Annotated in this window: 17 protein-coding genes; 5 read left to right on the top strand and 12 right to left on the bottom strand. The window is 58.8% G+C overall.

Translation table 11 applies throughout. The annotated features are described in order from the left end of the window. Positions 1-58: 58 nt before the first annotated feature. The gene (locus tag IPM16_10635) at positions 59-1783 is read right to left on the bottom strand and encodes a polysaccharide biosynthesis tyrosine autokinase (protein ID MBK9123558.1); all 1725 of its coding nucleotides are present in this window, start codon (positions 1781-1783) and stop codon (positions 59-61) included. A gap of 305 nt (positions 1784-2088) precedes the next feature. Between IPM16_10635 and IPM16_10630 the strand changes: the two genes are divergently transcribed. From IPM16_10630 to IPM16_10620, 3 genes are all read left to right on the top strand, one after another. Beyond that, positions 2089-3348 (top strand): hypothetical protein, encoded by a 1260-nt coding sequence (locus tag IPM16_10630; protein MBK9123557.1) that lies wholly within the window; start codon positions 2089-2091, stop codon positions 3346-3348. A gap of 186 nt (positions 3349-3534) precedes the next feature. Further along, positions 3535-4818, top strand: a complete 1284-nt coding sequence (locus tag IPM16_10625) for a hypothetical protein (protein MBK9123556.1) — start codon at positions 3535-3537, stop codon at positions 4816-4818. Between the two features lie 68 nt (positions 4819-4886). Further along, the gene (locus tag IPM16_10620; GenBank protein ID MBK9123555.1) at positions 4887-5360 is read left to right on the top strand and encodes a low molecular weight phosphotyrosine protein phosphatase; all 474 of its coding nucleotides are present in this window, start codon (positions 4887-4889) and stop codon (positions 5358-5360) included. A 10-nt stretch (positions 5361-5370) separates the two neighbouring features. Here IPM16_10620 and IPM16_10615 read toward each other — a convergent pair whose 3' ends face one another. The 7 genes from IPM16_10615 to IPM16_10585 form a co-directional block, all read right to left on the bottom strand. After that, entirely contained in the window at positions 5371-7050 is a 1680-nt protein-coding gene (locus IPM16_10615; protein ID MBK9123554.1) for a hypothetical protein, read from the bottom strand. Between the two features lie 18 nt (positions 7051-7068). Continuing rightward, positions 7069-8229: a hypothetical protein gene (locus IPM16_10610; protein MBK9123553.1), complete on the bottom strand. Its 1161-nt coding sequence runs from the start codon at positions 8227-8229 to the stop codon at positions 7069-7071. Positions 8230-8464: 235 nt separating this feature from the next. Beyond that, a complete protein-coding gene (locus IPM16_10605; protein ID MBK9123552.1) occupies positions 8465-8845 on the bottom strand; it encodes an HNH endonuclease in 381 nt (126 codons plus the stop codon). A gap of 26 nt (positions 8846-8871) precedes the next feature. Further along, positions 8872-9129 (bottom strand): hypothetical protein, encoded by a 258-nt coding sequence (locus tag IPM16_10600; GenBank protein MBK9123551.1) that lies wholly within the window; start codon positions 9127-9129, stop codon positions 8872-8874. 46 nt (positions 9130-9175) lie between these two features. Further along, positions 9176-9391: a hypothetical protein gene (locus IPM16_10595; GenBank protein MBK9123550.1), complete on the bottom strand. Its 216-nt coding sequence runs from the start codon at positions 9389-9391 to the stop codon at positions 9176-9178. 75 nt (positions 9392-9466) lie between these two features. Continuing rightward, positions 9467-9703: a DUF4926 domain-containing protein gene (locus IPM16_10590; protein ID MBK9123549.1), complete on the bottom strand. Its 237-nt coding sequence runs from the start codon at positions 9701-9703 to the stop codon at positions 9467-9469. Continuing rightward, entirely contained in the window at positions 9700-10038 is a 339-nt protein-coding gene (locus IPM16_10585; GenBank protein ID MBK9123548.1) for a hypothetical protein, read from the bottom strand. The genes IPM16_10590 and IPM16_10585 overlap by 4 nt, the downstream gene beginning before the upstream one ends. 452 nt (positions 10039-10490) lie before the next feature. Between IPM16_10585 and IPM16_10580 the strand changes: the two genes are divergently transcribed. Both IPM16_10580 and IPM16_10575 read left to right on the top strand, forming a co-directional pair. Further along, positions 10491-10709 (top strand): hypothetical protein, encoded by a 219-nt coding sequence (locus tag IPM16_10580; GenBank protein MBK9123547.1) that lies wholly within the window; start codon positions 10491-10493, stop codon positions 10707-10709. 165 nt (positions 10710-10874) lie between these two features. Continuing rightward, complete coding sequence (locus tag IPM16_10575) at positions 10875-12776, top strand: recombinase family protein (GenBank protein MBK9123546.1); 1902 nt, start codon at positions 10875-10877, stop codon at positions 12774-12776. 2553 nt (positions 12777-15329) lie between these two features. On the opposite strand, the gene brxL is transcribed toward IPM16_10575, so the two are convergent. The 4 genes from brxL to IPM16_10555 are packed head-to-tail and all read right to left on the bottom strand — an operon-like array spanning position 15330 to position 26025. Then, a complete protein-coding gene (brxL, locus tag IPM16_10570) occupies positions 15330-17378 on the bottom strand; it encodes a protease Lon-related BREX system protein BrxL (GenBank protein MBK9123545.1) in 2049 nt (682 codons plus the stop codon). After that, complete coding sequence (gene pglZ, locus IPM16_10565) at positions 17371-19719, bottom strand: BREX-1 system phosphatase PglZ type B (GenBank protein ID MBK9123544.1); 2349 nt, start codon at positions 19717-19719, stop codon at positions 17371-17373. The genes brxL and pglZ overlap by 8 nt, the downstream gene beginning before the upstream one ends. Positions 19720-19732: 13 nt before the next feature. Beyond that, positions 19733-22591 (bottom strand): AAA family ATPase, encoded by a 2859-nt coding sequence (locus IPM16_10560; protein ID MBK9123543.1) that lies wholly within the window; start codon positions 22589-22591, stop codon positions 19733-19735. After that, a complete protein-coding gene (locus IPM16_10555) occupies positions 22591-26025 on the bottom strand; it encodes an N-6 DNA methylase (GenBank protein ID MBK9123542.1) in 3435 nt (1144 codons plus the stop codon). The genes IPM16_10560 and IPM16_10555 overlap by 1 nt, the downstream gene beginning before the upstream one ends. Positions 26026-26075 lie beyond the last annotated feature (50 nt).

Raw genomic sequence — 26075 nt, 5'->3', positions numbered from 1 at the left:
GAACGCACGAGGCCGCCAATCAAGGCGGCCTCGTCATGTGCTGCGGGCTTGTGCGCGCTTACCGTCCGGCTTGCGTCTCCGGTGCAGCCGGCCGCCGTGACAGCGTGTCCGGCCGTTTGGACATCGTGTCCGGGCGCCGCGACTGGGTGTTGGGCTTGTCGGACGTATAGTAGCCGTAGTAGTAGCCGTACTCTTCGTCGCGCGGGTTGAGACGGTTGACGATCACCCCAGCCGGCTCGATGCCCAATTTGGTGAACTGCTCCTTCGCGCGCACGGCCGCCCCACGCCGGGTCGTTCCAGCATCTAACACGATCACGACACTGCCGCCTGAGCTCACGGCAAGGACCATGCTGTCTGCTGCAGCAAGGCATGGCGGCGTGTCGATCACGATCGCGTCGATGGCGGCCGCGTTGTACATCACCTCGAACCAACTGCGCATCGTGCGGGAGCCGAGCACCTCGGACGGGTTGGACGGCACGAAACCGCTTGTCATCACGCGCAGGCCCGGGACCCCGCTGGGCTGCAGACACTGCAAGAACGCCGGCGTCAGCCCGGCGTCTTCGCCCGACTTGATGACTTCGGACGCAACCGGGTCGTCGAAGAGCAGCGTCGTCAGGCCCACCTGATTCTCCAGCCCGAGCATCTCATGCACGCGCGGCCGGCGCAGGTCGGCGTCGATCAGCAGCACACGCAGCCCCGACTGCGCGATCGTGGCCGCGATGTTGACCGCCGTTACGGTCTTGCCTTCCTGAGGCTGGGCACTGGTGATGATGTATGTGCGTTTGCGGGCCGCCGAGCGCATGAACAACAGATTTGCGCGGGTCGTGCGGTAGCCCTCGACAAACGGCGAGAGCGACGGTTGGCTCGTCACCAACATGTCCGGATACTTGCGTGTGCGCCGGCCCAGTCGCACGATCGCGCCGAGGACGGGCAGTGCCAGCAGCTGCGCCGACTCTTCGGTCGACCGGATCGAGTCGTCGAGGTATTCGATTAGCAGCGCGACGCCGAAGGCCAGAAACGCGCCGACGAAAGCGCCGAGGATGACGGACGTCTCGATGCGCGATCCGCTTGGCCCGGCAGGGACGCGGGCGCGCTCGACGATGTCGATGGCGTTTGTGCGCTGCTGCAGCGACGCAATCGTATCGGTGAACGAGGCAATCGTAGACTGCGCCTCGTTGATTTGCTGGATGATCGCGTTGCGCTGGGCAGTCAGCCGCTCGACGTCCTGCTCGGTCTCGGCGGCGGAAATCCGGCCGTTGAGGGTCGCCAGTTGGTCCCGGCTGTCGCGTACCTGCTGGGTCAGGTCCTGAATTTGCAGGTTCAGAAACGCGATTTGCTCAAGCTGTTCCGGAGTCAAATTGGTCGGGCTCTGCGCGATCAACTGCTCGGCGACCGTGTTGGCGATGTCGGCCGCCAGCACCGGGTCGTCCCACGTCACACCGATCACCAGCAGCGACGTACCGCTGATGACACGCGTTGTGATGACGCCCGCCAGGTCTTCCGGGGCGATGTCCAAGTCGAGGGTATTTACCGCGCCTTGCATCACGTTGAAGGTGGTCGCAAGCTGCGCATACGTGACCGCGAGGTCGAAGCCGATGTAGATCTCCGACGAATTCGGGTTGGGGCTTTCGATGAAGCGCCCGATGGCGACCGTCGCTTCGGCCTGATACGACGGCGGGCGCCGCACGTTGATCACAAATGACAGGCCACCGCCGACAAACGCGGCCAACAGGATAAGCCACAACCACTTGCGAATCAGACGGAGATACTGGTTAAGTTCCAATCCGACGCTCCGATTGATGGTAACAACGCATCTAGGACGGTGCGCTGTCGGCTGTCCGGCATAGCCAAAGACAGGGTGTGATCGCAGCGCGACGACGGTTATACCATCTCTGGCCCCATACATACGAGATGTAATGTTATTTTGCGCATCAGCGCAACCTCGCTTGTTGTTAGAGCAATATCCTCAAACACTGTTGCGGTTAGTACATTATGGCTATAATCCCACTTAATCCCATCCACGCAGTACGGTGTACTATCGCTAGTCGTGGCGTCAAGCACCTGTGTGGGCTCTTAGGAGAGTACAGGATGAACCGAAGACGCGCTTTCACTCTTGTTTTGCTGATCCTCCCTTTTGTCCTCGTGGCCGCGTGGCCTGCCGCCGCACAGCGCCCGTCCGCATGCACGGCGTCCTACGTCGACCTCCTGACTCAGGCCGGGGTAGAGTGCGCCCAGACTACGGTCGGGACCGCCTGTTATGCCTCGGTTGCGCCGGATGTCGCCGACGTCGGCACGTCCGATCTTGCCACCCTGAGCCGCGATGCGCTGCTTTCGACTCCGGTTCGCGTCGACGCACAATCGATCGCTGACATTGTCGAGCTGGATTCATGGGGCGTCCTCGTAACGCGCCTCTACGCTAGCCTTCCGACCGGTTCGCCGCACGACGTGCTGGTGCTTGGGCTGGGCGCGGTCGAGATCGCCAACGGCGTGAAGAGCGAAGAAGCGTTCGCGCCAATCGAACTGCCTGTCGCGCTCGTCGCGATCGGCAGTGGCGAACTGCGGCGGTCAACATTGGCATCGCCCGACGAGAGCGACGTCATCGGAACGGTCGTAGAAGGGCAGGGTGTGTTGGCCGATGCGATCAGCGCCGACGGGCGTTGGGTGCGCGTCTCGGTTGACGATGCGCCCGGCTGGGTGCAATCCGACATACTAGAGTCCAACGACCTCGATGTCCTGCCATCCCTTGCGCCGGGCCAACTGGCGCCGATGCAGGCCTTCTTCTTCCGTACACGCAGCGAGACTGCCGCATGCGCGACCGTCGACTCGCTGCTGTACGTGCAAGCCCCCCGCGAGGTCTCGGTCGACCTAGTGATCAACAGCGTACCGATGCGTTTGCAGTCGACCCTCGTCCTGCGCACGATCGACCTCGGCCGTGTTGGCCGGCGGATGGAGATCGTCAACCTGTACGGCTTGACCTACATCAACCCCGATACCGACGCCGAGATCATCCTCCCACCCGGATTTACGCTGACCATCGACTACGACGTCGAGCTGACCGATGAAGTTGTCGACGCCGGCGGGATCGACCTGGTCCGGCCGCGTGCGTACGGCCAACCCGTCACAGTGACGTATGACCAGTTGGACGATATCGCGCTTGTGCCCGTGCCGGATTCGCTGCTCAGCTACGTCGTGCCGCCGCCGATCATCATTACCCCGTCAGGTGTCGGGGGCCCGATCATCGAACTGATCTTCGAGGATCCGGTGGCTGCCGCCGGCGTTGCGCAGTTGTGCGCGCAGGGCATCCTGCCAGTGGCGATCTGTCAGGTGTTCGGCTTCCCGACCCCGTAACGGTCGGGGGGCTGGTGAGTTGACGCGCCTCAAAGAGGGCGATTGACGAACCGACTTGATGACAAGTTGTTAAGACTGTTGTTCTGGAAACGACAACTTGCATATCTGCGGTTATAATGGATTCCAGTAGATTACTGAGCATTATCGGAGCTCGTTTCGATCGCCCCAAACTCTGGGAGATGTACCATGGACTTTCGCCGCGTCATAAGAATGACCGTTACCTGCCTTCTATTAGCCGCAGCCTTCGCCGCGCCCTCCCAGATTTACGCACAAGAAGTCAACACCTGCACCGCGACCGTCCGCGAAGCGGCGACTCAAACACTTGTAAACTGCAGCGGCAGTGGCCTGAATACTGCTTGCTATGCCTTTGACGAGATCGAGCGTGTGCTGGTCGATCCTCTCAATGAGGACGACGAAGTTTTCAGCGAACCGGGCGACGTCATCCAAACCGCCGATGTCATCACACTGCGCCCGTCCGCCATCAACACCGAGGACGAGACGTGGGGGATTACCGTCCTTCATCTTCAGGCCGGCTTGCCGAGCGGATTTGAGGACAATGTGATCGTGGTCGGGCTCGGTGGCGCCGAGATCGAGTCAGGCGTGCCGATTGCGGACGCGTTCGTGCCGCTGGAGGAACCGGTGTCATTGACGACGATCGGCGCCGGCGAATTGCGCGTCGCGACGACGTTCACCGTCCCTGACGAGTCCGAGGTACTGGGTACTGTCCCGGCAGGTGCAGCGGTCTTGGCGGACGCAGTCAGCGAGGATGGCGCATGGGTGCGCGTCATCGTCGACGAGGCGCCGGGCTGGTTGGCAGCCTCTGCCGTGGATTCTGACGATCTTGCCGCCCTTCCTGCGATGGACGACGGCCAATTGACCGCCCTGCAATCGTTCTATACCCGCACCGGTATTGACGCCGGGTCGTGCCTGCCGCGTTCGTCGTGGGTGATCGTGCAAGGCCCGGAGGCGACTCCCGTTGACGTCGTCATCAACGACGTGCCGATTCGCATCGAGTCGACGATCGCCGTCCGCACGCTCGAAGCCGGCGAACCGATTGGTTTGCAGATGGAAGTCCTCGTGCTGTACGGCGTTGCCCGCGCCAACCCGGACACGCAGGAAGAGATCATCATCCCCCCGGGCTACACGGTCACCGTCGGCTACGGGCCCGATTTTGTCAGCAAGGGTATCGAGGGTGATGACGATGAACGCAGTGGGCCGCTTTCGATTGGCGAGCCGACCGTGGTTGACCAAAGCGTTCTCGACGATATCGGCATTATCGAAGAGCTGCCGGCCGACCTGTTCAACTACGAGGTGCCGCCGCCAATCATCATTACGCCTTCCGGCATCGGCGGGCCAATCATCGAACTGATCTTCACCAACCCCGGCGCACTCGCCCAGATCCAGCAGCTGTGCAGTCAGGGGATCATCCCGGTCGCGATCTGTCAGGTATTCGGTTTCCCGACCCCCTAGGGATTGAAGAAAGCCTATTCGACCTATACGCTTGGCCTGATGTCTCAGGCCAAGCGTTTTCATTTCCTATGATCCGAATTCTCTTCGTGTGCTACGCGAACATCTGCCGTTCGCCAATGGCGGAAGCCATCATGCGTCACCTCGTCGCCGAGGCGGGCCTTTCCGATCGAATCCTCGTCGACTCGGCCGGCACCAATGTGTTCGAGCCGGACGCACCCGCTTACGACCTCGTTGAGGACGTGCTCCAACGCAACCGTATCCCGGTCGACAGCGCCGCGCGTCAAGTCTTGTTCGAGGACTTGCACACGTTCGATTACGTCCTTGCGATGGACCGCCGCAACCTCGCGTTCCTGCTGCGCAACGCCGCCAGCGCCAAAGCAGAAGTCCGGCAGTTTCTACACGACGCCTATAACCGTGACCTGGTCGATCATGTCGAGGTTGAAGATCCGTACCCGTATGGTGACTTCGAATACACGTTCGAAGTGATTCACACGGGTTGTCGCGTGCTGCTGGAGCAGATCCGCGCCAAGCACGGTCTGTGATCGCGCGCGGCTAGGGTGCTGCTTCGAGGTCGGGCAAACGGCTGACGTCGGCGTTGATCGCCAGCAGCGGCCGGTTGATCCAGCCCGCATAGCGTCCGTTCTGAACATACACCCAATCGCCGGCGGTGTTGCGGCCGACCGCGGCGAACAATGTACGGGTGGGCAGCCGTGTGAAGGACGTGCTGCGTGTGGTCGGCTGCGCGCGCAGGTTTGTGTCCTGTACCTGTGTGATGGCCTGCGGGCCGGCCCCAAACCGCACCGGGACCGGATCCAACGCGTTGGTATTGACCGGTCGCACCGGTTCCTCGAAGCACTCTACAGCGCTCCCGCTCAAATCGCCGACGCAGACCCGGGCGATTACGCTGTCTGTCGTGGCGAAAATCCGGCGCGGCAGGCGGATTTCAACGCCAGCGCCGGCCTTGGCATCCGCATCCGCAATCGTCGCGTCTCCGCTTTGAACGACACCGCCGGGGTCGGCGCTGAAAAACTGGCGATTCCCGTCCGCATCGTCGACAAACAGGTAAACGAGCGTTCCGCGTGGGACAGGTTGGCCCGTCTCCAGCAATACGTAGACGAACTGATCGTTCTGGAAGGCGCGGATCTGCTGCAAGGCGTAAGCCGAGTCCGCGGGTGGCGGTCCGCCCTGCGCAGGCAAGTCCGCCGGCCAATCGGCGCTGTCGCCGTCGAGCGCGATCCACGTGTACCCGTCCGGAAGTGCCGGGTACTCCGCTTCGGGAACCGCCATCAGCCACGCGAGTAGGCGCTGCGCGAACAGGTCGTCGCCCATGTACAGCGGCCGGCCGTCCTGACTGGCGCGCGCGCGCTGCCCGAACACGTTGAGGAAGATCTCGCCGTCGCCCACAAGCGCGACGCGCGATCCAGTCGCAAAGTGCGTCGCGATCCCACTGAACAGCAGCCGGCCCTGTGTATCGGGGCCGATGTTGCGCGTGAGCTGAGCAGCGTCGCCGCTGCCAAAGTTGATACGGGCCGTCTCGCCGTACGGCCGTTCGGCGATGATGAGCGGCTCGGTTGCGGCAGTGCCGGTCAGCGCGTCGACCAGCATCGACCGCGCGCCCCAATATCGAAGGGGCAGGTCGAACTGGATCAGTGGCGCGGTGATCGCATGCGGAAACAAGTCCTCGGTCTGGATGTCGGACCAGCTCGTCTCGACGTCGCCGAGACTTTCGATCCCGAACCAGCTTTCCACCAGCAAATTGTCGACGATGCCCATACCGTACTCGGCTTGAAGCAACCGGATCAAGCCGCTCGACGCCGCAGACTCCGGCGAGCCTCCGTTATGCCCGATCGGATCGAGCGCCAGCAGCAAGTGCCCGCCGCGCTGCAGGAAGTCCCACAGGTGCGCCGTCTGCGCGACCGAGAGCGCGCGCTGTGGGCGGATCAGCAGCACAAGCTCGACATCCGCCGGAATCTCGCGATTGGCCGGAATCACCGTCACCGACCCGCCAAGCTCACGAATCGTCTCTGCCAGACGCGAGAGGCCGTTCTCATCCGTATCGTCTGGCGACGCGCTGTTCAGCTCCGGACCGGCGATCACGCCGACAGTGCGCACGCGCGCAGGCACGGCCTCCGCGCTGTCCTGCGCTGGAGCGGCAGGCGCATAAGCGCCGACCCATGCGAGGAGCAGCGCAACGCCGAGACTGACTAACCGTCGCCGCGTCGACCGATTCATGGAGAGGATGCTCTTGTGCTAACCGCCCGTCGGTGTCTCGGTCGGCACCGTCGTCGGGGTCGGCGATGGGGTGGGGCTGGGGGTGATAGTCGCGGTCGCCGTCGGGCCCGGCGTCGGCAGGTCGATCACGGCTTGCTCGGAGTCAAGCAGCCAGAACACGCTGCGCAGCGCGAACTGCACATTTACCGGATACACGAATGCACCGCTGTACGATGGTGCCGTCACAAACCCGGTCCCATTGCGGATGACATCGCCATCGCCGATCAGGACCATGCGCCCGCTCGAGTCGCCGTCTTCATACGCGGCCGCGAGGATCATGTCGCCGCGCTGGCTGTCCGACCCGATGTTGTATTCGGAATAGCGGGCGGTCGCATAGCGCGCGTAGTTGGTCTCGGCGTAGATGTTGGGGATATCGGACAGCACGAGCGGCGTCACGCTGAAGTCCTGGATCGAGGCGTCGATCTGCAGCGGCCGGGCCCCCATGAAGAACAGGCTGTTCAGATTGGGCGTGGCGTCCTCGGCGCCTGCACCCAACAGCGGCAGCAGCCCGCTGGTGATCGGGTGCGAGACATCCACCCGCCGCGTGTAGAAATCGATCGCCAGCACGGGTACTTCGCCGGAGAACTCGAAAGTGACATCGCCCTGCGCGTTGGTCTCCCTCAATTCGAGCGGCGCGGTGCCGTCCTCGCGCACGATGACGGTCGGGGCGGCCTGCAGGCCGAGGTCCGACCATGCAAGCTGAAAGAAGGTCGTGGGCGGCAGCGCCTTGGTGATGGCGCCAGCGCGGTCGAAGGCATCGGCCAGCAGCAGGACTCGCCCGCCGCTTTGCAGGTATGTCCACAGCCGCGCGACGTTGTCGGCCGCGATGTCGGTGCTCGGGTTAGCGATCACGATCAGATCGGCGTCGTCCGGGATGCCTTTGCGCCACTCGAGCGTGAAGAGGTTAGCGCCCGCCAAACGTAGCAACCCGGCGAAGCGCGAGATGCCGGCGTCGCTGCGGTCGAACTGGCTCATCTCCTGATAGGTCTCGGAGAAGTAGATGTTGGCGCCGGAGAGATCGGGGAGCGACCCCACCGTATCCTGTGCGAGCACAGGGATTGAGTCGACGCGGATGGCGCCGACGATAAGCGTCAGCAGCATGAGCGCGGAAGCGAGGCTCAATGGCAGGAACTTGCGCATGGGATACCCCCGTTAATGGCGAAGTCTGCAAGGACACCGGGGATAATACCAGCGCTGCGTCCATTTGGCATGTCGGCCGCGCCGGGCAGCATCACCTCGCGCGGATGCCATCCCCCGCCACGGATCGCGACTGGCGAACGTGCCCAGCCCCGGCGCCAGATTCCGCGCGCGCAGGTAAAGCAGCCCGTTGCCGTCGGTCAGGGCGTAGGTGAGGTCACGGGCGTGCTGATCGCGCTTAGCAAGGATACTCGCCGGTTAGGGCGAGTTCCTGTCGACTCTCAATGCGTTCTTGCAGATTGAATTGAAGCACTCGCACCGTTGCGCGGCCATGAGGCGTCAGACCAAGGATTCGCATATCCAACTCAAGGCGAAAATGGTCAGTCCATTGTGATGCGCGAGGATCAGACAGGCGTGCGACTTGACCTCTGTCGGGATCGAAGCCGGCAAGATCGTGTCGTATGTACGCGTTGCAACTGAAGCAAGCGAGGCACAGATTGTCCATGGCATCCGTGCCGCCGTGCTTTACAGGTATGATGTGGTCGACATGGAAGCGTACCGGTGCACTGTCACTTGCAAGGCGGCAATACTCACAGCACCCGCGTGCACGCTCGCGCACGCGCTCTCGAACGGCCCGCGGTACCGTCATTCAGATGCAGCCTGAAGTCTACGTTTCGTCTTCGCTTTGAGCAGTTGAAGAATGGTATCGATCCGAACCAAGTCCATCATCTCGTCGTGCTGCTCGGGCGTCAGCTGCCCTTCACCATGAAGTTCAAGCAGTTCTTCCGCACGCGCTTGGAGCGAATCGGACAGCGTGTAGGCGAGAATTTCCTCAGGCGTGGGATTGGTGGCGAGGAAATCGGTCACTTCACCAAATGCCGATCTGGGCGGTGCAGTCTGCATAGACGTGATCCTCATCCAAAGCGGACGACTCAGATTGTAGCACTGTTTAGCCGGGACGACCCCGATTGACGGCTCTCCCCCGCCACGGATCGCGCGAGGCGAATGTGCCGAGCCCCGGCGCTAGATACCGCGCACGCAGATACACCAACCCGTTGCCGTCGGTCAGCTCGCAGGTGAAGCCATACGCGGTTCCGGCTAGCGCCACAAGCGCTGACGCGGACGGATCGTACTCCACCGCGCTCTGCAGCATCCCGTCGAACACGCCGCGTACGCTCCCCCAAGCCGTGTTGCAGCATCCAGTCGCACGACGCGTCCGGGTTGCGTTGGGCGAATGTATCTAAGCTGCGCCGGATTCCACTTCGCGTACGTGCAGCATGTCCCGACGCGTGACAGCGCGGATCTGATGCGCATGAACAGTGATCACATCCAGCGTATGTCCATCTGCCGTCATCATTTCCAACTCATAGCCCGCGCCACCACGGTGAATATCGACCACTACGCCGATATCGCCAGCCTTGAATCCGAGTTCGGGAATGTCCTCAAGCAGGACGGCACGCTCAAACTCCGGGATCATCGTGTTTTCTCCTGCACTGGATAGGCGGTTACAAACCGTGGAACCGTCTCCCCGTGGTCGATCTGCCAAATCGAACGCACGAACGGATTGAGTCCATCCGGGGTCGAAAGCTTGCCTTCGACAACATACTTCACGCCGAAATCCGTGGTGACGACATTCACCGTGTCGTACGCCTGACCGTGCTGCAGCACTGCCGCTTGCAGCACCTCCCATTGTGCCACAGAAAAGCCCGATCGCTCGAAGAACTTGTCCTTACCGCCGGACTTCTCCGCAGATAACAGGTATAGGATCTTGGGCGCCGCTACGATGGCGTGTTCAGCGTTCGTCAGCTTCATTGGGAGGTTTCATGTGTGATACCAATCGTCGCCTACTGTACCCACATGGTTCAGTTTCAACACGCCGCGATGCCGGCTGTCATCCCACCCGAATCCTCCGGTTGACCACGTTTCCCTCGACCTACGCGTAGCCGTTCCACATGCGCGGCGCGGAAGCATTGTACTCCGCCGCGCTCTGCACAGTGTCAATATACAGCGGGCGTAACCCTGCTAGGTTCGATACCATTCACTCGGGACAGTCTTGGACCGCTCCGCGGCAGCTAGCAACCTTCGGTCCTTTCAGAGGAATTGACGGCGCGTAGAGCCGGGACGCAATTCTGCTAAGCGGGACCTCGAAAATTGCGCATGGTCTGGCTGCTCACTATGCAACACTTGAAACCGCGGTCTTGATGTCACTTGCGCTAAGCGATGACGTCAACCGCAGCTTTGAGAGTGCTGTACAGTGAGGCGCAGTGGATCAACCGAATCCAGAGAAAGTCGAATATGTCCCGCCGCCGCTCGATGACGTCAAGGCATTCGCGCAAGCTGTGTGCAACAAGCTAGCGGAAACGACGAGAAACGCCGATTTCACGAAGTCCGAAACGGTCACTGGCTTCGCAGAATTCCTGTATGTCCTGCTGACGATCGAAGCCAAGCGACGAACCAAGGCGCAGTTTGACAGCAGTCGTTGACTGGCTGTACAGTGTGGAAATCAACGGACGGCATGATGCTCGAACACCATACCGTCCTAGTCGCCGCACTATGTCCCTAGCGCAACGACCTGCAGCAGACTCTATCATGCCGTCAGGCCGGTCGCTATTTTGAACCTGCTGGTATACGTTTAGGAGTCTGCTTCCATGTCTGGCAAATCCACTAAACTCACAAAACAAGATCCCACAATCGCGCTGTGTTACATCCGGCTGTCCTGGACACGCGAAGCAAAGGACTCAGAAAGCCCTGATCGGCAGCGGGCCAACATTCTGCGCGTCTGCGAACAGAATGGCTGGACACCGGAGTTCTACGAGGATGCTGAAGGGCATAAGAGTGGCACGACCGAAAAGAACCGCCCGGGTTGGCTTGCGCTGAAATCGCGCCTCGCCGACCCGGACATCGCCGCGCTGGTTGCGAACGATTTGTCGCGGCTACACCGCAAGGGCTGGCGTATCGGCGATCTGCTCGATTTCGTGGATGAACATGAAGTCAAGCTGGTGCTGGCGGCGCAGGGCAAGCAGATAGACTTTTCGACGCCGTTGGGGCGTTTGATGGTGCAGGTCGGCGCGCTGTTCGATGAATGGTATGCGAAAGATATCGGCCAGCGATCGCGAGACAGTATTCAGTATCGCAAAAGCGAAGGCAAGACGGTTGGAATCCCGCCGTTCGGAACGAAGCGCGATGAAAAAGGATATCTGATTCCAACAGAGAGTGGGGCGTGGTTGCTCGCAGATGGAGCATTCGTCAGAGGGAAAGCGGGCGAAGCGCCTCCAGCCGAAAGTGCGGTCTGGCGCGGATTCTATGAGGCAGCATATCGGGTGCTCGAGCTCTACGCGACCGGCATGATTGGCATTGATAAGGTCGCGTATCGGATGCAGAAGGAGGGTTGGGCCTATCGCAACCGGGCTGGAGATCCGATCGCATTCGAGAGCGACGCGGTCCGTCGTGTTGTCGCCAATTGGCCGGAGTACGGTGGACATGTTTCCACCCTTCGGGCGAAAGAACGACACCCGTACAAATACCCTCTGGAAAATTACGTGTTGAACCCTGATCGAGCAGTGTATCCGATTGAGCTGTTGTACCGTGTCGGAAAAGCACGGTATGACCGAACGTTGGTGCGCACCATTGACGATGGTCAGCACGTGGACACGCATCCCTATCCACTGCTCGGTCTCCTGTACTGTCATCACTGCGATCTCCTGGCGGGAATTGCGAGGGACCCAAAGCGGCGCACCCGCCTCGGTGGCAAGAACAAGACGCAGGATGGACGCTACCGGCACAAGCACGGGCTAAACTGTGGCTGCAAGAATCGGTCAATCAGACGCGACATTATCGAAAATGACTTCGGGCGGCTGATTGAGCTGCTGTGGGTGAATACAGAGCAGGTCGAGGCAATGGCGCTGCTCAACGTGCGGGCACTCGGTATCCAAGACTCGCAGTACGGGGAGAAGGTGGAGGCCGAGAAACGGGCAGCGATCGCGAAGTGCAATCGCCGGATCGCAGCAGCGCAATACCTATTCGAAGACGGCGACATCTCTCGCGAGGAATACCTGCGGCGCAAGGATCAGAATGAGCGCGAAATCGCGCACTGGGAAGCACGGACCGCGGAAACGGACAGGGTCGCGCTAGAGCTGACCATGTGCCAGGAAGTTGTCGAGCGGATCGCCCAATCATGGCGCATCGGCAGCGACGAGGATCGGCAGGGCTTGGTCCGCAGCTTATTCGAGGAAGTCGTCGTCAATCTCGATACGCAGCGCATCACCGGCTTCAAGCTGAAGCCTTGGGCAGATACGTTTGTCGCGCTGCGGGCTGCATTGTATGCGGATCAGGAGCAGGGTGGGGGCAAAAAACCAGCCCTTGAGGGGAATCAAGGGCTGGGTACAGCAGTGACCCCAACGGGACTTTGCCCCTCTGCATTACATTCCACGCCGGCTCCACCGTTGACCTTGACGTCATCAAGGTTGCCGCGTAGCGTGATGAACCGATCTGCCCACGGCTTCAGGCGGAAGCCGACGATCTGCTGGGCATCCAGGTCGTACACGATGTAGTGGAACAGCGAGCGCACGAGGCCCTGCTTGTCCTCGTCGCTCCCTGCTTCCCACAACGTCGCGATCTTGTTGACAGCTTCGATGCACACCGCTAGTTCTAGGCCGATCTTCTCGGTATCGGTTGTACGTGCCTCCCAGTGAGCAATTTCGCGCTCGTTCTGCTCAATGCGCCGATGATATTCGTCCTTGTCAATGCGTCCCTCGCCAAAGAGAGTCACGGCCGCGTCGATTTTACGTTGACACCTGGCGATCGCGGCCCGCTTTTGGGCTTCGAGATCGAGTTCGTCTGAGGGTGTGTCGAGCCGCATGAGCTGGATACCTAGTTCGGTCATGAGATCGATCTGGGCAGTGTCGACCGTCAGCATCTGGAGGAGTCGAAGGAAGTCACGCTCGACGAATTCTGCCTTGACCGTCCGCGCTTTGCATCCGCACAAGCTGCCAGGCTTATGGCGATATCGATGGACCGTACCCGCATTGTTGGTATGGCCACCTAGCCGCGAACGAAGTTTCGGATTCTGCTTGGCTGTGGCTTTCCTCTCACAGTGGGCGCAGTATACGAGGCCCTGGAGCGGGTAGGGATGGGCATTCTTCTTCAGACCATAGCTTCCGACTCGTCGCATTGTGCGCCGGCGTCGAATTTCACCGACCTTGTATAGCAGCTCGATGGGGAAGACCGCACGCTCTTCGATCAGGTTGATCTTCGACAAATCGTGATCATGGGGGTGACGCTCCCTAGCACGCGCCTGGTAAACGTATCCACCATATTCGGCCCAGTTGGCAACGATGCGGCGCACATCGTCCCCTTCGAACGGAGCAGGGCTGCCTTCACGATCCCGGAACGCCCAGCCCTCGATCTGCATTGTGTAGGCGATTGTGTCGAGACCGGCTGAGCCCTGGGAGTAGAGATCAAGCACACGCCCTGCCGCATCATAGTATCCTCGCCAGATCGCAGCCGGATCGGGCCGCGCATCGCTGGTTGCATTGACAAACGATCCGTCTGGAAGCAGCCATGCACCATCAGGCGACGGCGTAAGATAGCCGTCCTTGTCGCGGATCGTACCGAAAGGCGGCAAGCCCATGCTTTTCCCATTCCGTTTGCGGTGGGCGATCATGTCCTTCGCTCTCTGCGAAATGTCGATCGCATACCACTCATCGAAGATAGCGCTCATTTGAGCCAATGCTCGGCCCTGCGGCGTCGAGAAGTCCATTTGCTTGCCGGGAGCAGCCAGAACCAGCTTGACTCCGTGTTCATCGGCGAAGTCGAGCAGGTTTCCAATCCGCCAGCCTTTGCGATGAAGGCGTGCCAGGTCGTTAGCAACGATCGCTACAACATCAGCATCCTTGAGCCGCGCCTCAAGCGCCAGCCAGCCAGGCCGATTGGTGACCTTTGTTCCTGTCTTGTGCCCCTCAGCGTCGACATACCATTCAGCTGTCCAACCGTGTAGGTCGCATACCGCCTGAATGTTCGACTTCTGACGGTCAGGACTGTCTTGATCTTCAGGCGTGCGCGTCCACGACTGACGAACGTAACACAGCGCAGTAGTACGACCATCTGACTTCAAGGTCTTTTTCAGGGACATACTCGGTTTACCTTCCACTGATGTAGTTTCGAAGACAGCGTATTGGCCGTGACTTGCGCTACTGACTTCAAAAAGCGACTGAGATCATCGATCGTTTCTGGCTCCGAGTAGGCGACGCTACCCTGTCTTGAGAGCTCAAGGCAGGTTCGGCGTGCGAGCTCGTCAAACACCGCTGCTTTCGGCGGCAGATAGATGCGCTGGTGTGACCGTCTTGGTTGAGAAGTCTTCATGGTCGAATTTGCCTACTGCGTGCGTACAGCCTGACCGCCCGGCAAGCGCCGCAGCACGCGATGAGCCAAGCCAGGATTGCTCCCGGCAATCTTCTTTGCCGTGCCGATCGACTCAGCCGAACGCAATGACGCGATCCGCATTCGTGCGATTGTATATTCACTATTATAGGGTGTTTGGATTCTCGTCAACCCACGCTTCACTCGATATAAGTCGGCAAGGCCCCGTCTCGGATAGCGCGGTGCAGGAAACAGCAGCCCGTTGATCCAGTGAATTACACGAGCGATCGCAATGGCTGAGGGCGCCGCCGATTGAATCCGGATGAGGCCAGACTCCGAACTGGCAGCCAGTGATGCGTAGTAGTTCGCCTGAGGATAAAGCCGCTTGCGTAGGGCCCATCGGTGCAGGCGCATGAGGTCGCGGCTACGATTCAAGAGCCAAAGTGCTTGCAGTGTGGTTGAGATGAATTGCATAAGTACTATAAGAATTGCTATGAGTCTATCAGAGTCACATTAGGGGAGTCAACAAGGGGAAATCGTTGCCAAAGACCCGAAAACCGTCTTTGACGTCGCACAAGAAATGTAGTGCGACGCGAGTTCGAGGCTGGGAAGCGGGGATGGACGGCTATAGTTTCGAGATTGAGGCTGCTACATGCATTACAGATGACCTGTAGTAGCGATGACGCGGCCTTGGCGCATGGGTTGGCCAAAGTGACTCAGCCTGCTCTTGGGGCAGAGCGCAACGTCTATTCGATCAATGCTTTAAGAAGTGCGTCGCGAGCATCAGAGTAGAACTGAACGTCGATTCGAGTAGCCATTTCATCCGAGAGATCGAGCAACTGTCGGCGGCAAGATACGGGCAGAAGGAGAGACGTCGCCCCTTTCTCGACGGCGATTTCTGCGATGGTGACTGCATTTACCACCGGCTCGATCGAACCCCCTAGATTAATCTCTCCTACCATAACAAGCCCACCGCGAATGCTCTTTCTCAAGAGCGCGCTGCACAGGGCGAGAAGAGACGCGACACCGGTCCGCGCACCGGACTTGGCAGCATCAAATCCTCTCAACTGTACCGAAAACTCGTGTTGCCGAGGGTCTTTATCACCGACCAACTGCCGCGCACGTGCGTATAGGTTCTGCTCTGCATAGCCGATACTCTCTCGAAAAGCCGGTGGCGTGGGCTTGTTCAGTATCCTGACACCTGTCCCAGGTCCTTCTGTGACCTCAATTCGAAATAGACCAGGATGCTCATCAGGCCCACCATCACTAATTGCCCAAACCTGGCCAGGTTCCAACGGGTCTGAACCTATGCTGTTCTCGCTCTGTAGCTCTGGGGTACTCACGAACTTTTCGATTCCGTCCGACCCAACCACGTAACTGAAATGAGTGTTTCGAAACTCAGTTGCACCGATTCGCTTCTGTTGTTCTTTCACACGCCGCCGAGATTCCAACGCGACGCGCGTTGCCCACTCCAGATCTTCTTCGCTCAGAAGGTCTATTGAGCTAGGGAAGACAAGCTTCAGCAGTCCACTGATCGTCTTGTTGACTGAATTTGTGTCGCGCCCGCTTAATGCTCCGCCAAAGTGGACGCGACTGTGAACCGCGGACACGTAGCTATGGCTTCTGAGCGACGACCAAACCTCCGAGAGGAAATCACTCACCAATCCAAAGTGGTTTGTGAGCAAGCTCTTCCCAATCTTGGGTACATCCCAACCCGGAAGAAACGAATGAACACGATCCATGAATGCGGTGTCGTTGCGCATCTCCGGCGGGAGCGGACCAAAGAGATGGCCCACACGTTGCTGATGCTCAACATCAACATCGAAGTTGCCAACCATAACGATGCTGCCGTCGGCCCGAATGCTCTCTTTGCCGCGACTGAATTCGCCTGATTCCATATAGCCCTTGAGAATGTTCACGCCGTCCTTCTGATCGAACGAAATTCCCGAGATTTCGTCAAAGCAGACGACATCGTATTGACTAACCAAGCCTCGTTGACCAGACGCGTTGTTCACGAACATCTGCGCAACCGTTGCCTTCCCACCAGATACGAGGTGCGCGTATGGAGAGACCTGTTGAAAAAGGTGGCTCTTTCCCGTGCCGCGTGGCCCAAGTTCGATCAAGTTGTAGTTACGTTCAACAAATGGCACCATTCTCAACAAGAATGCGGTTCTTGCTCGCTCACCTAGACCTTCGGGTTCGATCCCAATGCTCCTGAGCAGAAAATCGATCCACTCTGATGTGCTGAAGGCTCTGCGTCCTCTTGCCACAACGTCAAGCACATCACGCTTCGAGAGCTGAATCTCGCGAAGGTTGTCTATGCTGAACGGACGTCCGTGCTTTTCTTGAGCTATTGCAGCGTCATAACCGAGGGTGATCTCAGCGTAGAATCCTCCAGTGAGCATTCGTTCGTTCGATCTGACCAGTTCTGGGTCAATCCGAACGTCCTTGAGCTGAAGGCTTGGAAGGGTCGCAACGTATGTGTCCGTCCTTGAGTCGAGCTTCGCTGTGATGATGTCAATGAGTTTGATCTGGCCCTGTTCCCGGGCATGAGACTTGAAGAGCTCCTGTTCGCCAGCCTTGACAGTTTTCGATTGCAGCTGCCGCTGAACAATCTCAAGACCTTCTTCGATTTCTTCTTCATTCACGCTCGCGCAGTACCTGCCGAGTAGGAACTCAACGACATAAGTTGGAACCGGAAACTGCCGGCTGAACGTACGAACCAGGTCCTTCCGTACGAGATATCCGTCGAAGTTCGCGGCCGCGAGCTTGTCGATAGAGTCTAGGTCAAGCATTCGATTGTCCACCTATGCTGCTGAGCTTTTGGGCTACTACTTCACCGGCACTGGTTATCGCCACGATATAGACGGGCTGCCCTTCGAGCTCTTCGTCCTCGACGGCCAGAGACACCAGACAATTCTGTGGGAGCGGTTTTACCTTAAACACGACTGAAGTGCTGGGATCACTCGGTGCTAAACGGATGTCAATCGTCAACTCAGGCGAGTACGTATTGGACCTGACTTTGCACCGAAGTCCGCTCCACTCGACGTCGACAAAGACGATTTGTCCGTGATCCCTCACAGTACTACTGTCGCCCAGTACGAGGCTTACAGTAAGGCACTCCTGCATACTCAGCCCACCGTGCGCATAGATCATATTGCTCTTGAAGCAACTAATGCCGGGTGCGAGCACGAAGTGCTGGTTCGGATTCCAGTGCCACGGAAACCAATCGCCCGTGTAACCCGCGCCCGGTTTGATTGCCGCGCACCTGCCCCATTGATTCTCGCTTACAGCCGTTGGCAGGCTGGTCTTCTCAAGTCCTCCAGGTGTGTAAAGCCACCCATGATCGGTAACGATCTCAATGCGCTTCCACGCCTTCGTTACGCGAACAAGATACTCGCCTATGTCCTTCACGTGCGACGCAAGTGTCGACGATAAGACACCGTCGTGGCCAGCCTTGTCCAGAACGCCGATCTCGACCCAAGCTCGCCCCGATCCGGAGCCCAGATCATCCGGATACTTCGGAAGCTGCCATCCGTTTTGTTCGAGCAACTTATGCAAGTTGTGATGATTTGCAGGTTTCGATGTTTCGGTCACATTCGGGAGGAAATCGACGTTCGTCTCAGCTCCAGATATCAGTTTGCTCACGGGAGAAACCGCCGGCTTACCTGTCGCGGTGACAGAAGGCAGCGCAGCCCATGTTACTCGCTGTTGGACATCAAGACGTGCTTGCTTCAGGTAGTCAGACAAGCGTTGGGCAACGTCGAAACGCAGCGCATCGATGAAAACAATACACGTCCCGTCAGCGAGATCTGTACTGTAATTCGGGGCTGGGTATCCGACATCGAGTACCAGTTGTTGGAGATACCTTGCGGCCTCTTCTGCCCACGAAACGTAAAGCGACCGGACGAGAGACGTCACCAGCTTTCGGTCGGATTGATCAACCGCGGCAGCGGCGTCCATGCACCGCATAACTGCATCATCAGCCAACCATCCGGATGTCTGATATCGCGCGACCAGATCGTCGAGCGTACCGCCATTGAGCGGGGTTTCGCTGACCGTTTTCGCCAGGATCGCAACGTGTTCGAGGACGTGTGCAAGGGGTGCGTGGCCAAGAGTTGCCCAGATCGCCTCGCGCCGACGACCGTGAAGGCGTTCGAGGTCAATCACGGCTGCCTGCACGGTTACTGCCGGTTTGTCCAGCAGCAAACCTAACTGTGTACGCAGTTCGGCTTCGTGAAAAGCGGTCCATTGGGGCCAGCTGTCATACTCGTCGTGGCTTGGTTCACGCCAATCGAGCTTATTTGATGGTGGCGATGCTCTCTCAATTTGCGTCTTGATACCCGCATAACGCTTGGCCGCTTCACAGAATCGATCCCAGATTGCCTGCCACGTCCCCACGCGCTCAGCCAGATTTTGCGCCGCACTAATCGGGCCATCCGTGGCTGGATTGAACTTGAACTGATAGTCACACAGCTCGGCGAAGGCTCTCCAATGCGTTTCGGACTTCTCGGCACGATAGCCTTCTGGATCGTTCAACCACTTGAGCAACTCACCTGTTGGGTCATTGTTGATGAGCCCGTAGAAGTCACTTCGATCCAGGCGGCGCCCCCGCAGGCTTGCCGGGTCGGTATCCATAATGTTGGGCAAGGTGATCAACATCGCGCTGAGCGTTTCTCTGTCTTGCGCGATGTCAAGCGCTAGGCCGCCTTGCGCTGAATGCAGGTAGGCAAGGATGGTCCAGTCCTTGCCGTTGGACTGCGACCAGATCACACCGCGATATTGAAGTTCTGCTAACGGCTTCAGGTGATCAGGGCAGCTGTCAACGGCGCGCAAATCCTGCCGGCTGACACCCGGAAGGTAAAGTACGGGCGTAGCGTCTTCAGGATACATGACATTTTCGAGCGTGCGCGCCAGCACGCAGCGCAACCAAATGGCCGGTCCCCGGCGCACCGCGGGATCATACTCGCCGAGGACGAACAGCTCCGGCATGTGTTCCTGCAGCGCGGGAATGATGACTTCCCACATCCGGTCGGCATCCGTCCACAGGATGCAGGCTGGCGCGGCCTGAACATCCGGATTGTAGTTCGCTGCTCGCCTAAGCGAGTCAACAAGGTGGTCGAGTATTGTACTCATTCCGTGATCCCGCCTAGAAATGATATTTCTCACCGCGGCGTTTGAAGGCCTGCTCTGAACCTTCCATGATCTCTAGCACCGCTTCTGTCACGGGCCTTTGATCAAGACCACCCTGAGCGCGAACTATGCCTTGTCCTGCCTCAGTCTGCAAAGCGTAAACGAACTCTGCGTCGGCATTGACGGGTACGTTCGCGTTGTGAGTCACTACGATGATCTGACGCTTGGACTTCATGCGACGCAATATGGGGACCAAGTCCGCGAAGATGTAATTCGAGTCAAGTTCATCCTCGGGTTGATCAAAGACGAGGGGTGTGTCGCCTTTGGCAAGAATCAGTGCAAGAGCGGCGGTATTTCTTTGGCCATCTGAAAGACTACCATCCGATATGCGCCCGGCCACGTCCTGTCCATTTGATCGAAACAGGGTTAGGTCTGCCCTGTCAGCAATTCGAGTCAACCTTACGGATTGCCACTCGTCACTAGTGCTCGACCGAAGTTGAGTCTTTATCTCTGAGAGTGCGGTTTCCGTCTTCTCTAGGAAAGCTTCGAGTTCTGCGGGAACCGGTTCGCCGTTGAACCAGTTTTCCATCATCTGCCAGATTGACCAGCAAGCATCGTCATCACATTCGACCGCTCTTTCTAGGCTGGTTAGGAACTGCTTGCGAATTGCCTTCCCCAGCTCCAGCCAGATACGCCCAAGTCGGGTACGCCCGTCAGGGGCGATCTCCCCCCATGCCTCGTCGAATGATCTTTCATCGGCAGCAAAGTCCACCTCGAGACTGATGATATTCTTTGTCAGTTCCACGATTTCTTTGGCAATCGAAGTTCGAGCCAAGTATGCGCTTCGCCAGGTCTTGTGCAGTTTCTCAAGTTGGTCGGGTAGATTGTCGTGTTCGGAACGCAGACGCCTCTGTTCATCTTGCTTACGGGTGAGCTCAGCTCTCTTGGTATTCAGCGCCTGATTGGTCGTTTGAACTCGCGATACGTCGTCAGGGCTAATTCCCTTTTCGGCACACGCGTTCTCAAACTCATTATCAGCGTTCTGAAGTAATGCCTGTACTGTCTGCCACTTGTCGTCGGTGAACAAAGTAGCGTCTACGCGGTTGCGAAACTCGTCTGTTACTTCCTGAATCCGGTCCAACAGTTTCTGGTTCTCATCGCGAACGTACTCTTGGACGCGATCAAACCATTCTCCTTCGGGCCATCCCTGTTCAACTGCATTGGGTTCTGGAAAATCGCTTGTCACCGCTACTGCCATTGCGTTGATGCGCTCAACTCCACTTTCAATGCCGTCTCGTAGTTGAGTGATGTAGGCGTCTGCCTTCTTGAGATCTTGGTGACGTTTGGAATGATCCTGCAATGACACAAGCGCTGCAAGCTGGCGCTCACGATCAGAGATCTCTTGAGTGATGCGCAGAATATCGGCATTCACCTGCTCAAGTTGGCGGCCTACCGCGAATAGACGTTCAATCTCGTTGCGGACCTCGGTTTCTTCCTGCTCCAGCTTCGTCAACTCGTCCTGAATGTAATCATCCAGAAGTGACAAGAGCATGTTTCCACTATCGCTGGTTATTTGGTTGATTTGCTGCTGGCTGAAGAATCGCACCGGAATGTTCGCCAGATACGATGCCAAGTCGGTTATCTCGCGTTCGTCAACCGAAATCTGAGCTTCACCACGATGTATCTTGTAGACCAAAGTATCTTCTTCGCCGGCGACACCGCGCCAGCGCACACGGATCTCGGTGTCGGGCTCTCGGTGCAGCCTTCGAATGCGCTCGATGCGGCTCTCTGTCTCTTTGTCTATACGGCTGTCGCCATCCTTGCCAAGCGCCAAGCGCATGCTTTCCAGGATGGTCGACTTGCCGGTGCCGCGCCCGCCGATAATGCAATTCAAGTTCTGAGAGAACGTGATCTCCTGATCTGTGAGGAAATCGGCGTTCGTGATTGAAACGGACAGAATGCGAGCGTGCCGCTCTTTCTCGGCCGGATTCACGTCGCTCACGACGTCGTCCGGCAGGCGGATGCGTGACTCGTTGTCCAGAAATGCCTGCCGCAACGATTCAATCGATGGCTCCGACATCTTGATCCACGTATAGCGAAACCCGATGCTATTCGCTACTGGACGCCCGGTCGTATCTGTCTCCATGAGCTTCTTGTTATCGGATGACATGATCGTTGCGATTGGGCGAGCTCGTTTCCAATTTGCATCACAATCGTCGCCCGCGCCAAACAGCTTCTGGAAGTTCTGGCTCATTCTTGACACGGGTTTTGGAACTTCAACCGCCAACAAGTCGAGATTGAGATACTCCTCGCGTTGTAGCCATTCGCTCAAGCGCTCGCTGTCGAACAGACTGTCCTCGAAGACATGAGGCACGATGACGATGCCTCGCCACGTACCGTCATCTTGGGTTTTCTGAATCGTCTTTAGAATCTCCGGTAACCGATGTGTTGACTTAGCTGGTCCATGCTTATTGACCCTAGGTTTGCTAACACCGCACTCGGTCAACACATGATCAATGGTGTCGAGATCGGTGTCGGGGTCAAACAAACACAGTACGTGAATGCCTTTTCCAACGTCGGCCTCCAGTTCAAAGCCCGGAAACAGCGTAATTCGCCGTTCGTACTCGCCTGCGAGGCGGTCCAACGCCGAACGCAGGATAGGGATGAATTCCTTGCTCTGGAAGTTGTGATCCGTGATTCCGATCACGTCGAGACCGGCCTCGTAGCAGGCGCGCGCGTAGTCTTCAGCCACTTTCTCCAGATTGGAGTTATCCTGAGCGAGCTTCTCGCCTTGCCAATGTTGCGCATCTGCGGGTGTCTGCATTTGTAGATCGCACTTGAACCACCGCATCCCACGATACTTTTCGTCCTGCATCAGGGCGTATTCCTCTGTGAATTTCGCGCGGCCTGTTTTTCAGCCAGAGTCAGATGATGATCGTTGATGCGATCGCCGTTGTGGACGTGATACCACGGCGCGGTCGATACATCCTTGCCGCGGTCTTTGCCCCACTCAATTCTGGGCTTATCGCGCAGCACGCCGGCGCCCTTCTTGCCGATGTCCGGCACAGACATGAACGGGCGGATGTTCAGGCGCACGCCGTCGTTGAGGTCCGGGTTCCAACCGATCGGCTGTTCGCCCAGCGGCTTCCAGCGCACGAAGATGTCGTGCGGCGCCTCGCCGTGCAGAATCAGGATCAGGCGCTTCTGCAGCGTTTCGGCCGCGGCGAGCTTCTCCTGCGCGCCATCGACGCTTTGGGCCACGTCCTGCTTCTGACGCGCGATCCAGTCGCCGAGGTAGTTGTAAATCACCGTCTCCAGCAGCTTGTAGTCGAGCTTGTGGTAATTGACCAGCGCCGAGAAGCCGTCGCGCAGGCCGTCCCAGATGTGCCAGATGAACGGGCGCTGGCCGAACAATGCGCAATGCTGGCTGAAGAACGAGTCACGGAGCCACGTCTCCAGCGACTTGCCGGCGTGATCGGCGCTGGCCAGTAGCTGCGCGAGGACGTCGCCACTCCACGCATCGCCATAGGCTGCCGCGAGCAGGTTGAGCAGGCGGTCGACAGCCGGACGTTCGCCGCGCACAGCCGGGATGCACACGATGCCGTCTAGGTCGGCGAAGGGCAGCAGATCGACGGATTTGGCGACCCATGCACGCTGCTCGTCGGCGAGCTCCATGTCCTTGTCGAGCTCGGCCGGCCAGCGGTAGCCGAGCAGGCGGGCGACGGCGACCTGCAAGACGCTGCTGTCGGTGCGAAGCGGCCCGTGATCGGTCCACTTGGTGGTTTCGTTCCAGATAACGCTGCCACACGGGTGACCGTGGAAGATCCACTGCGTCGGATCGTCGGAGTAGGGCTTGGGCAGGCCGTTGGGATACTGCTCCACGGCGACCTTCTGCCAGCGTTCCAGGTCAAAGGGAACCTTGACCAGAGTATGATTGGTTACTGCGACTTTGTCATCTAGCCGGGAAATCGAAGCAGCATACTCATCAGTCTTGGAAAAGCAGTAAATTGCAGCCAGCAATTCGGGGTTCGCGGGGCTAATTACAGCTGTGCTCTTGTCGAACAAAGCTGTGTGGTAGATGGATGTCTTCATGTCTCCCACGGGAGAGACAAGTACACCCGGTTTTCCATACGCTAATGCACCGGCAAGGACCGCCTGACCTCTCTTTGCACGTTCATGAAGGATGCCGCGTCCTTGCTGCCAATAGACTATACTGTGCATTCCTGTCCAATCGGCGTGACCATTGAATGAGCCTTGGACGAACTCCCAGTCTGTGCCATTGTTTTGTACTTCCCAGAACTGAAAAATGAACCGGAGAGCGTCTTTGGTCCCGAGACCGTGTATACCTTTCGCATACTCACCAAGAACCGACAATCTACTCTGATCTGCACCAAACATTATCCGCGCATCAGGGTTCTTCAGCTGCATCAGCTGCGTAACAGCTCTAACTGTCCCTAGTTGGAGTGATTCGGCTTTTGCTTGTGCTGTGCGTAGTTCCGATACGTCCAAGCCCCCGATCTTTTGGATCGAGGTTTGCACAAATAGGTCTGCTGAAATCTGAGGGTTGTCTCGGCTAATACACAGCAAGATGCTCTTAACTACTTCGCCGCTGATAGTCTCAAATGCACCAGAACCCATCCGCACGACTACGTGCCAACGCTCGTTCTGCAATAGCTTCTTGCGGAGGCGCGTGTAACTTGTCAAGAACAACCAGTTCTGCGGCAAGACAACGCTGGTCGTGCCACCTTCAGTGCAGTACTCCAGGCAGCGCTCAAGGAATGCGGTTGCGAGATCAGCTCTCCCATCAATGTAGTGGTCATCGATGAAACTACAAAGTATTTCGTCCTGCTTACCTCGAGTCAAATACGGCACGTTGGTGATCACCCAGTGGTATGTGGCGGCCAGCAGCGACGCTGCCTTGACCATGCCTTGTGCCACCACGCCGGCCGCATAGCGTTCGCCCTCGGGCTCGCGGGCCAGTGCCGCGTCGAACGCATTGCGCAGCTCGTCCCACGATGCGATGAAATCGGTGCCGGCACGGGCTGGGTTGATCAGGCTGCCCAGCACCGGCGCGTCCTCGAACAACTCATACAGCCGGTTGAGGCCGAACTCCAGCCGGGCACTGCCGGATGCGAGGCTGCGCCATTCGCTGCGGGCGGCCTTTACCGACACGCCCGAACAGGCCAGATGCAGCTCAGGCAGGTTGCGGTACCCAGCGAATCGCCATGCGGTCAGCGCCAGCGCGAAGGCGGCGATCTCGACACAGCGCTGGTCGATCTCCAATCCGTGCAGGTTATCGCGCAGCACGGCGTCGCATGCGTCACGCGGAGACAATCTTTCCAGCTCGGCGCGCATCGGCGCCAACATCAGCAGGGCAGAGACGAGGAAGTGGCCCGATCCGCAGCACGGGTCGAGGACCTTCAAGTCGCTCAGGTGCTCTGGCCAGGCGTCAAACGTCCCGGCGGCAGGCGTCCATGTGCCGCTTTCTTCATCACGCACGAAGCGCAGGTACTCCAGCGGCACGCCGGGGATGGCCGCCTTCTGGCGCAGTTCGGCTTCGCTTTGGGCATTCTTCAGGTCGGCGTCAGTTAGGCGGCGGGCCGCCCACCACGCCCCCAGCGCGTTGTCGAGCAAGAAGCTGACCATATACGGTTCGGTGAACAATTGGGTAACGGCCGGCAGCTCGCGGGCGCCAATCTTGACCTCGCTCTTGTTGACCTCGTCCTTCTTCTTGGCCTGCCAGAACTGATACACCCAGCCGAGCGCGTCCGAGGCAATGAAGGTCTCCGATGGCAGATCGGCGAGCAACCCTTCCAGCTTCTGCTGGTTCTCCGGCGGCAGGACGAGCTCCAAGACCGGCGAATCCTGGCGGAAGATCTGCGGCAGCATCTGGCTGGCAAAGCGGGCCGCCAGCTCCCAGCCGTTGCGCGCGCCTTCGCCTTCGGCCAGTTCGTCGCACTCCTGCAACGTGACCGGGACCGGATGGTGCGGGTCCGGGTACATCAACAGGTTATTTTCAGCCAGGAAGCGGGCAAAGAGCATGCGGTGCCAGTGTTCGTAGGCGACCTCTTCGCACAGTCGGTCGGTGGCCTGTTCGCCGGTGCCTTTGCGTTCGTCGCCCAGTTGACGGCCATGCGCGCGCAAGCGGCGACGCAGGTCGCGCTGGGATTCTGAGAGATAGTCGTAGAGCTTGGGTTCAGCAACGCCCAACTGATTGAGGGCGGTCGCGGCGGCGGCTTCGGCGATCTCGCGGGCTTGCTGGATGGTGCGTTCGAGGTCGCGGCGCAGGCTGCGCTCGAGTGGTTGCATTCGGGTCGACTCCGTCCGTTACTTGAGGATCACGGGAAAGCTGTGTTGTG

Origin of the sequence: Candidatus Flexicrinis affinis, from assembly GCA_016716525.1 — a bacterium.
Lineage (GTDB): Bacteria > Chloroflexota > Anaerolineae > Aggregatilineales > Phototrophicaceae > Flexicrinis > Flexicrinis affinis.
This window is presented reverse-complemented; position numbering and strand designations above follow the sequence as displayed.

What these genes read in the sequence shown, in the direction of transcription:
- IPM16_10630 (MBK9123557.1), top strand. Translation starts at nt 2,089, where the DNA reads ATGAACCGAAGACGCGCTTTCACTCTTGTTTTGCTGATCCTCCCTTTT.
- IPM16_10625 (MBK9123556.1), top strand. Translation starts at nt 3,535, where the DNA reads ATGGACTTTCGCCGCGTCATAAGAATGACCGTTACCTGCCTTCTATTA.
- IPM16_10620 (MBK9123555.1), top strand. Translation starts at nt 4,887, where the DNA reads ATGATCCGAATTCTCTTCGTGTGCTACGCGAACATCTGCCGTTCGCCA.
- IPM16_10615 (MBK9123554.1), bottom strand. Translation starts at nt 7,050, where the DNA reads ATGAATCGGTCGACGCGGCGACGGTTAGTCAGTCTCGGCGTTGCGCTG.
- IPM16_10610 (MBK9123553.1), bottom strand. Translation starts at nt 8,229, where the DNA reads ATGCGCAAGTTCCTGCCATTGAGCCTCGCTTCCGCGCTCATGCTGCTG.
- IPM16_10600 (MBK9123551.1), bottom strand. Translation starts at nt 9,129, where the DNA reads ATGCAGACTGCACCGCCCAGATCGGCATTTGGTGAAGTGACCGATTTC.
- IPM16_10590 (MBK9123549.1), bottom strand. Translation starts at nt 9,703, where the DNA reads ATGATCCCGGAGTTTGAGCGTGCCGTCCTGCTTGAGGACATTCCCGAA.
- IPM16_10585 (MBK9123548.1), bottom strand. Translation starts at nt 10,038, where the DNA reads ATGAAGCTGACGAACGCTGAACACGCCATCGTAGCGGCGCCCAAGATC.
- IPM16_10575 (MBK9123546.1), top strand. Translation starts at nt 10,875, where the DNA reads ATGTCTGGCAAATCCACTAAACTCACAAAACAAGATCCCACAATCGCG.
- brxL (MBK9123545.1), bottom strand. Translation starts at nt 17,378, where the DNA reads ATGCTTGACCTAGACTCTATCGACAAGCTCGCGGCCGCGAACTTCGAC.
- pglZ (MBK9123544.1), bottom strand. Translation starts at nt 19,719, where the DNA reads ATGAGTACAATACTCGACCACCTTGTTGACTCGCTTAGGCGAGCAGCG.
- IPM16_10560 (MBK9123543.1), bottom strand. Translation starts at nt 22,591, where the DNA reads ATGCAGGACGAAAAGTATCGTGGGATGCGGTGGTTCAAGTGCGATCTA.
- IPM16_10555 (MBK9123542.1), bottom strand. Translation starts at nt 26,025, where the DNA reads ATGCAACCACTCGAGCGCAGCCTGCGCCGCGACCTCGAACGCACCATC.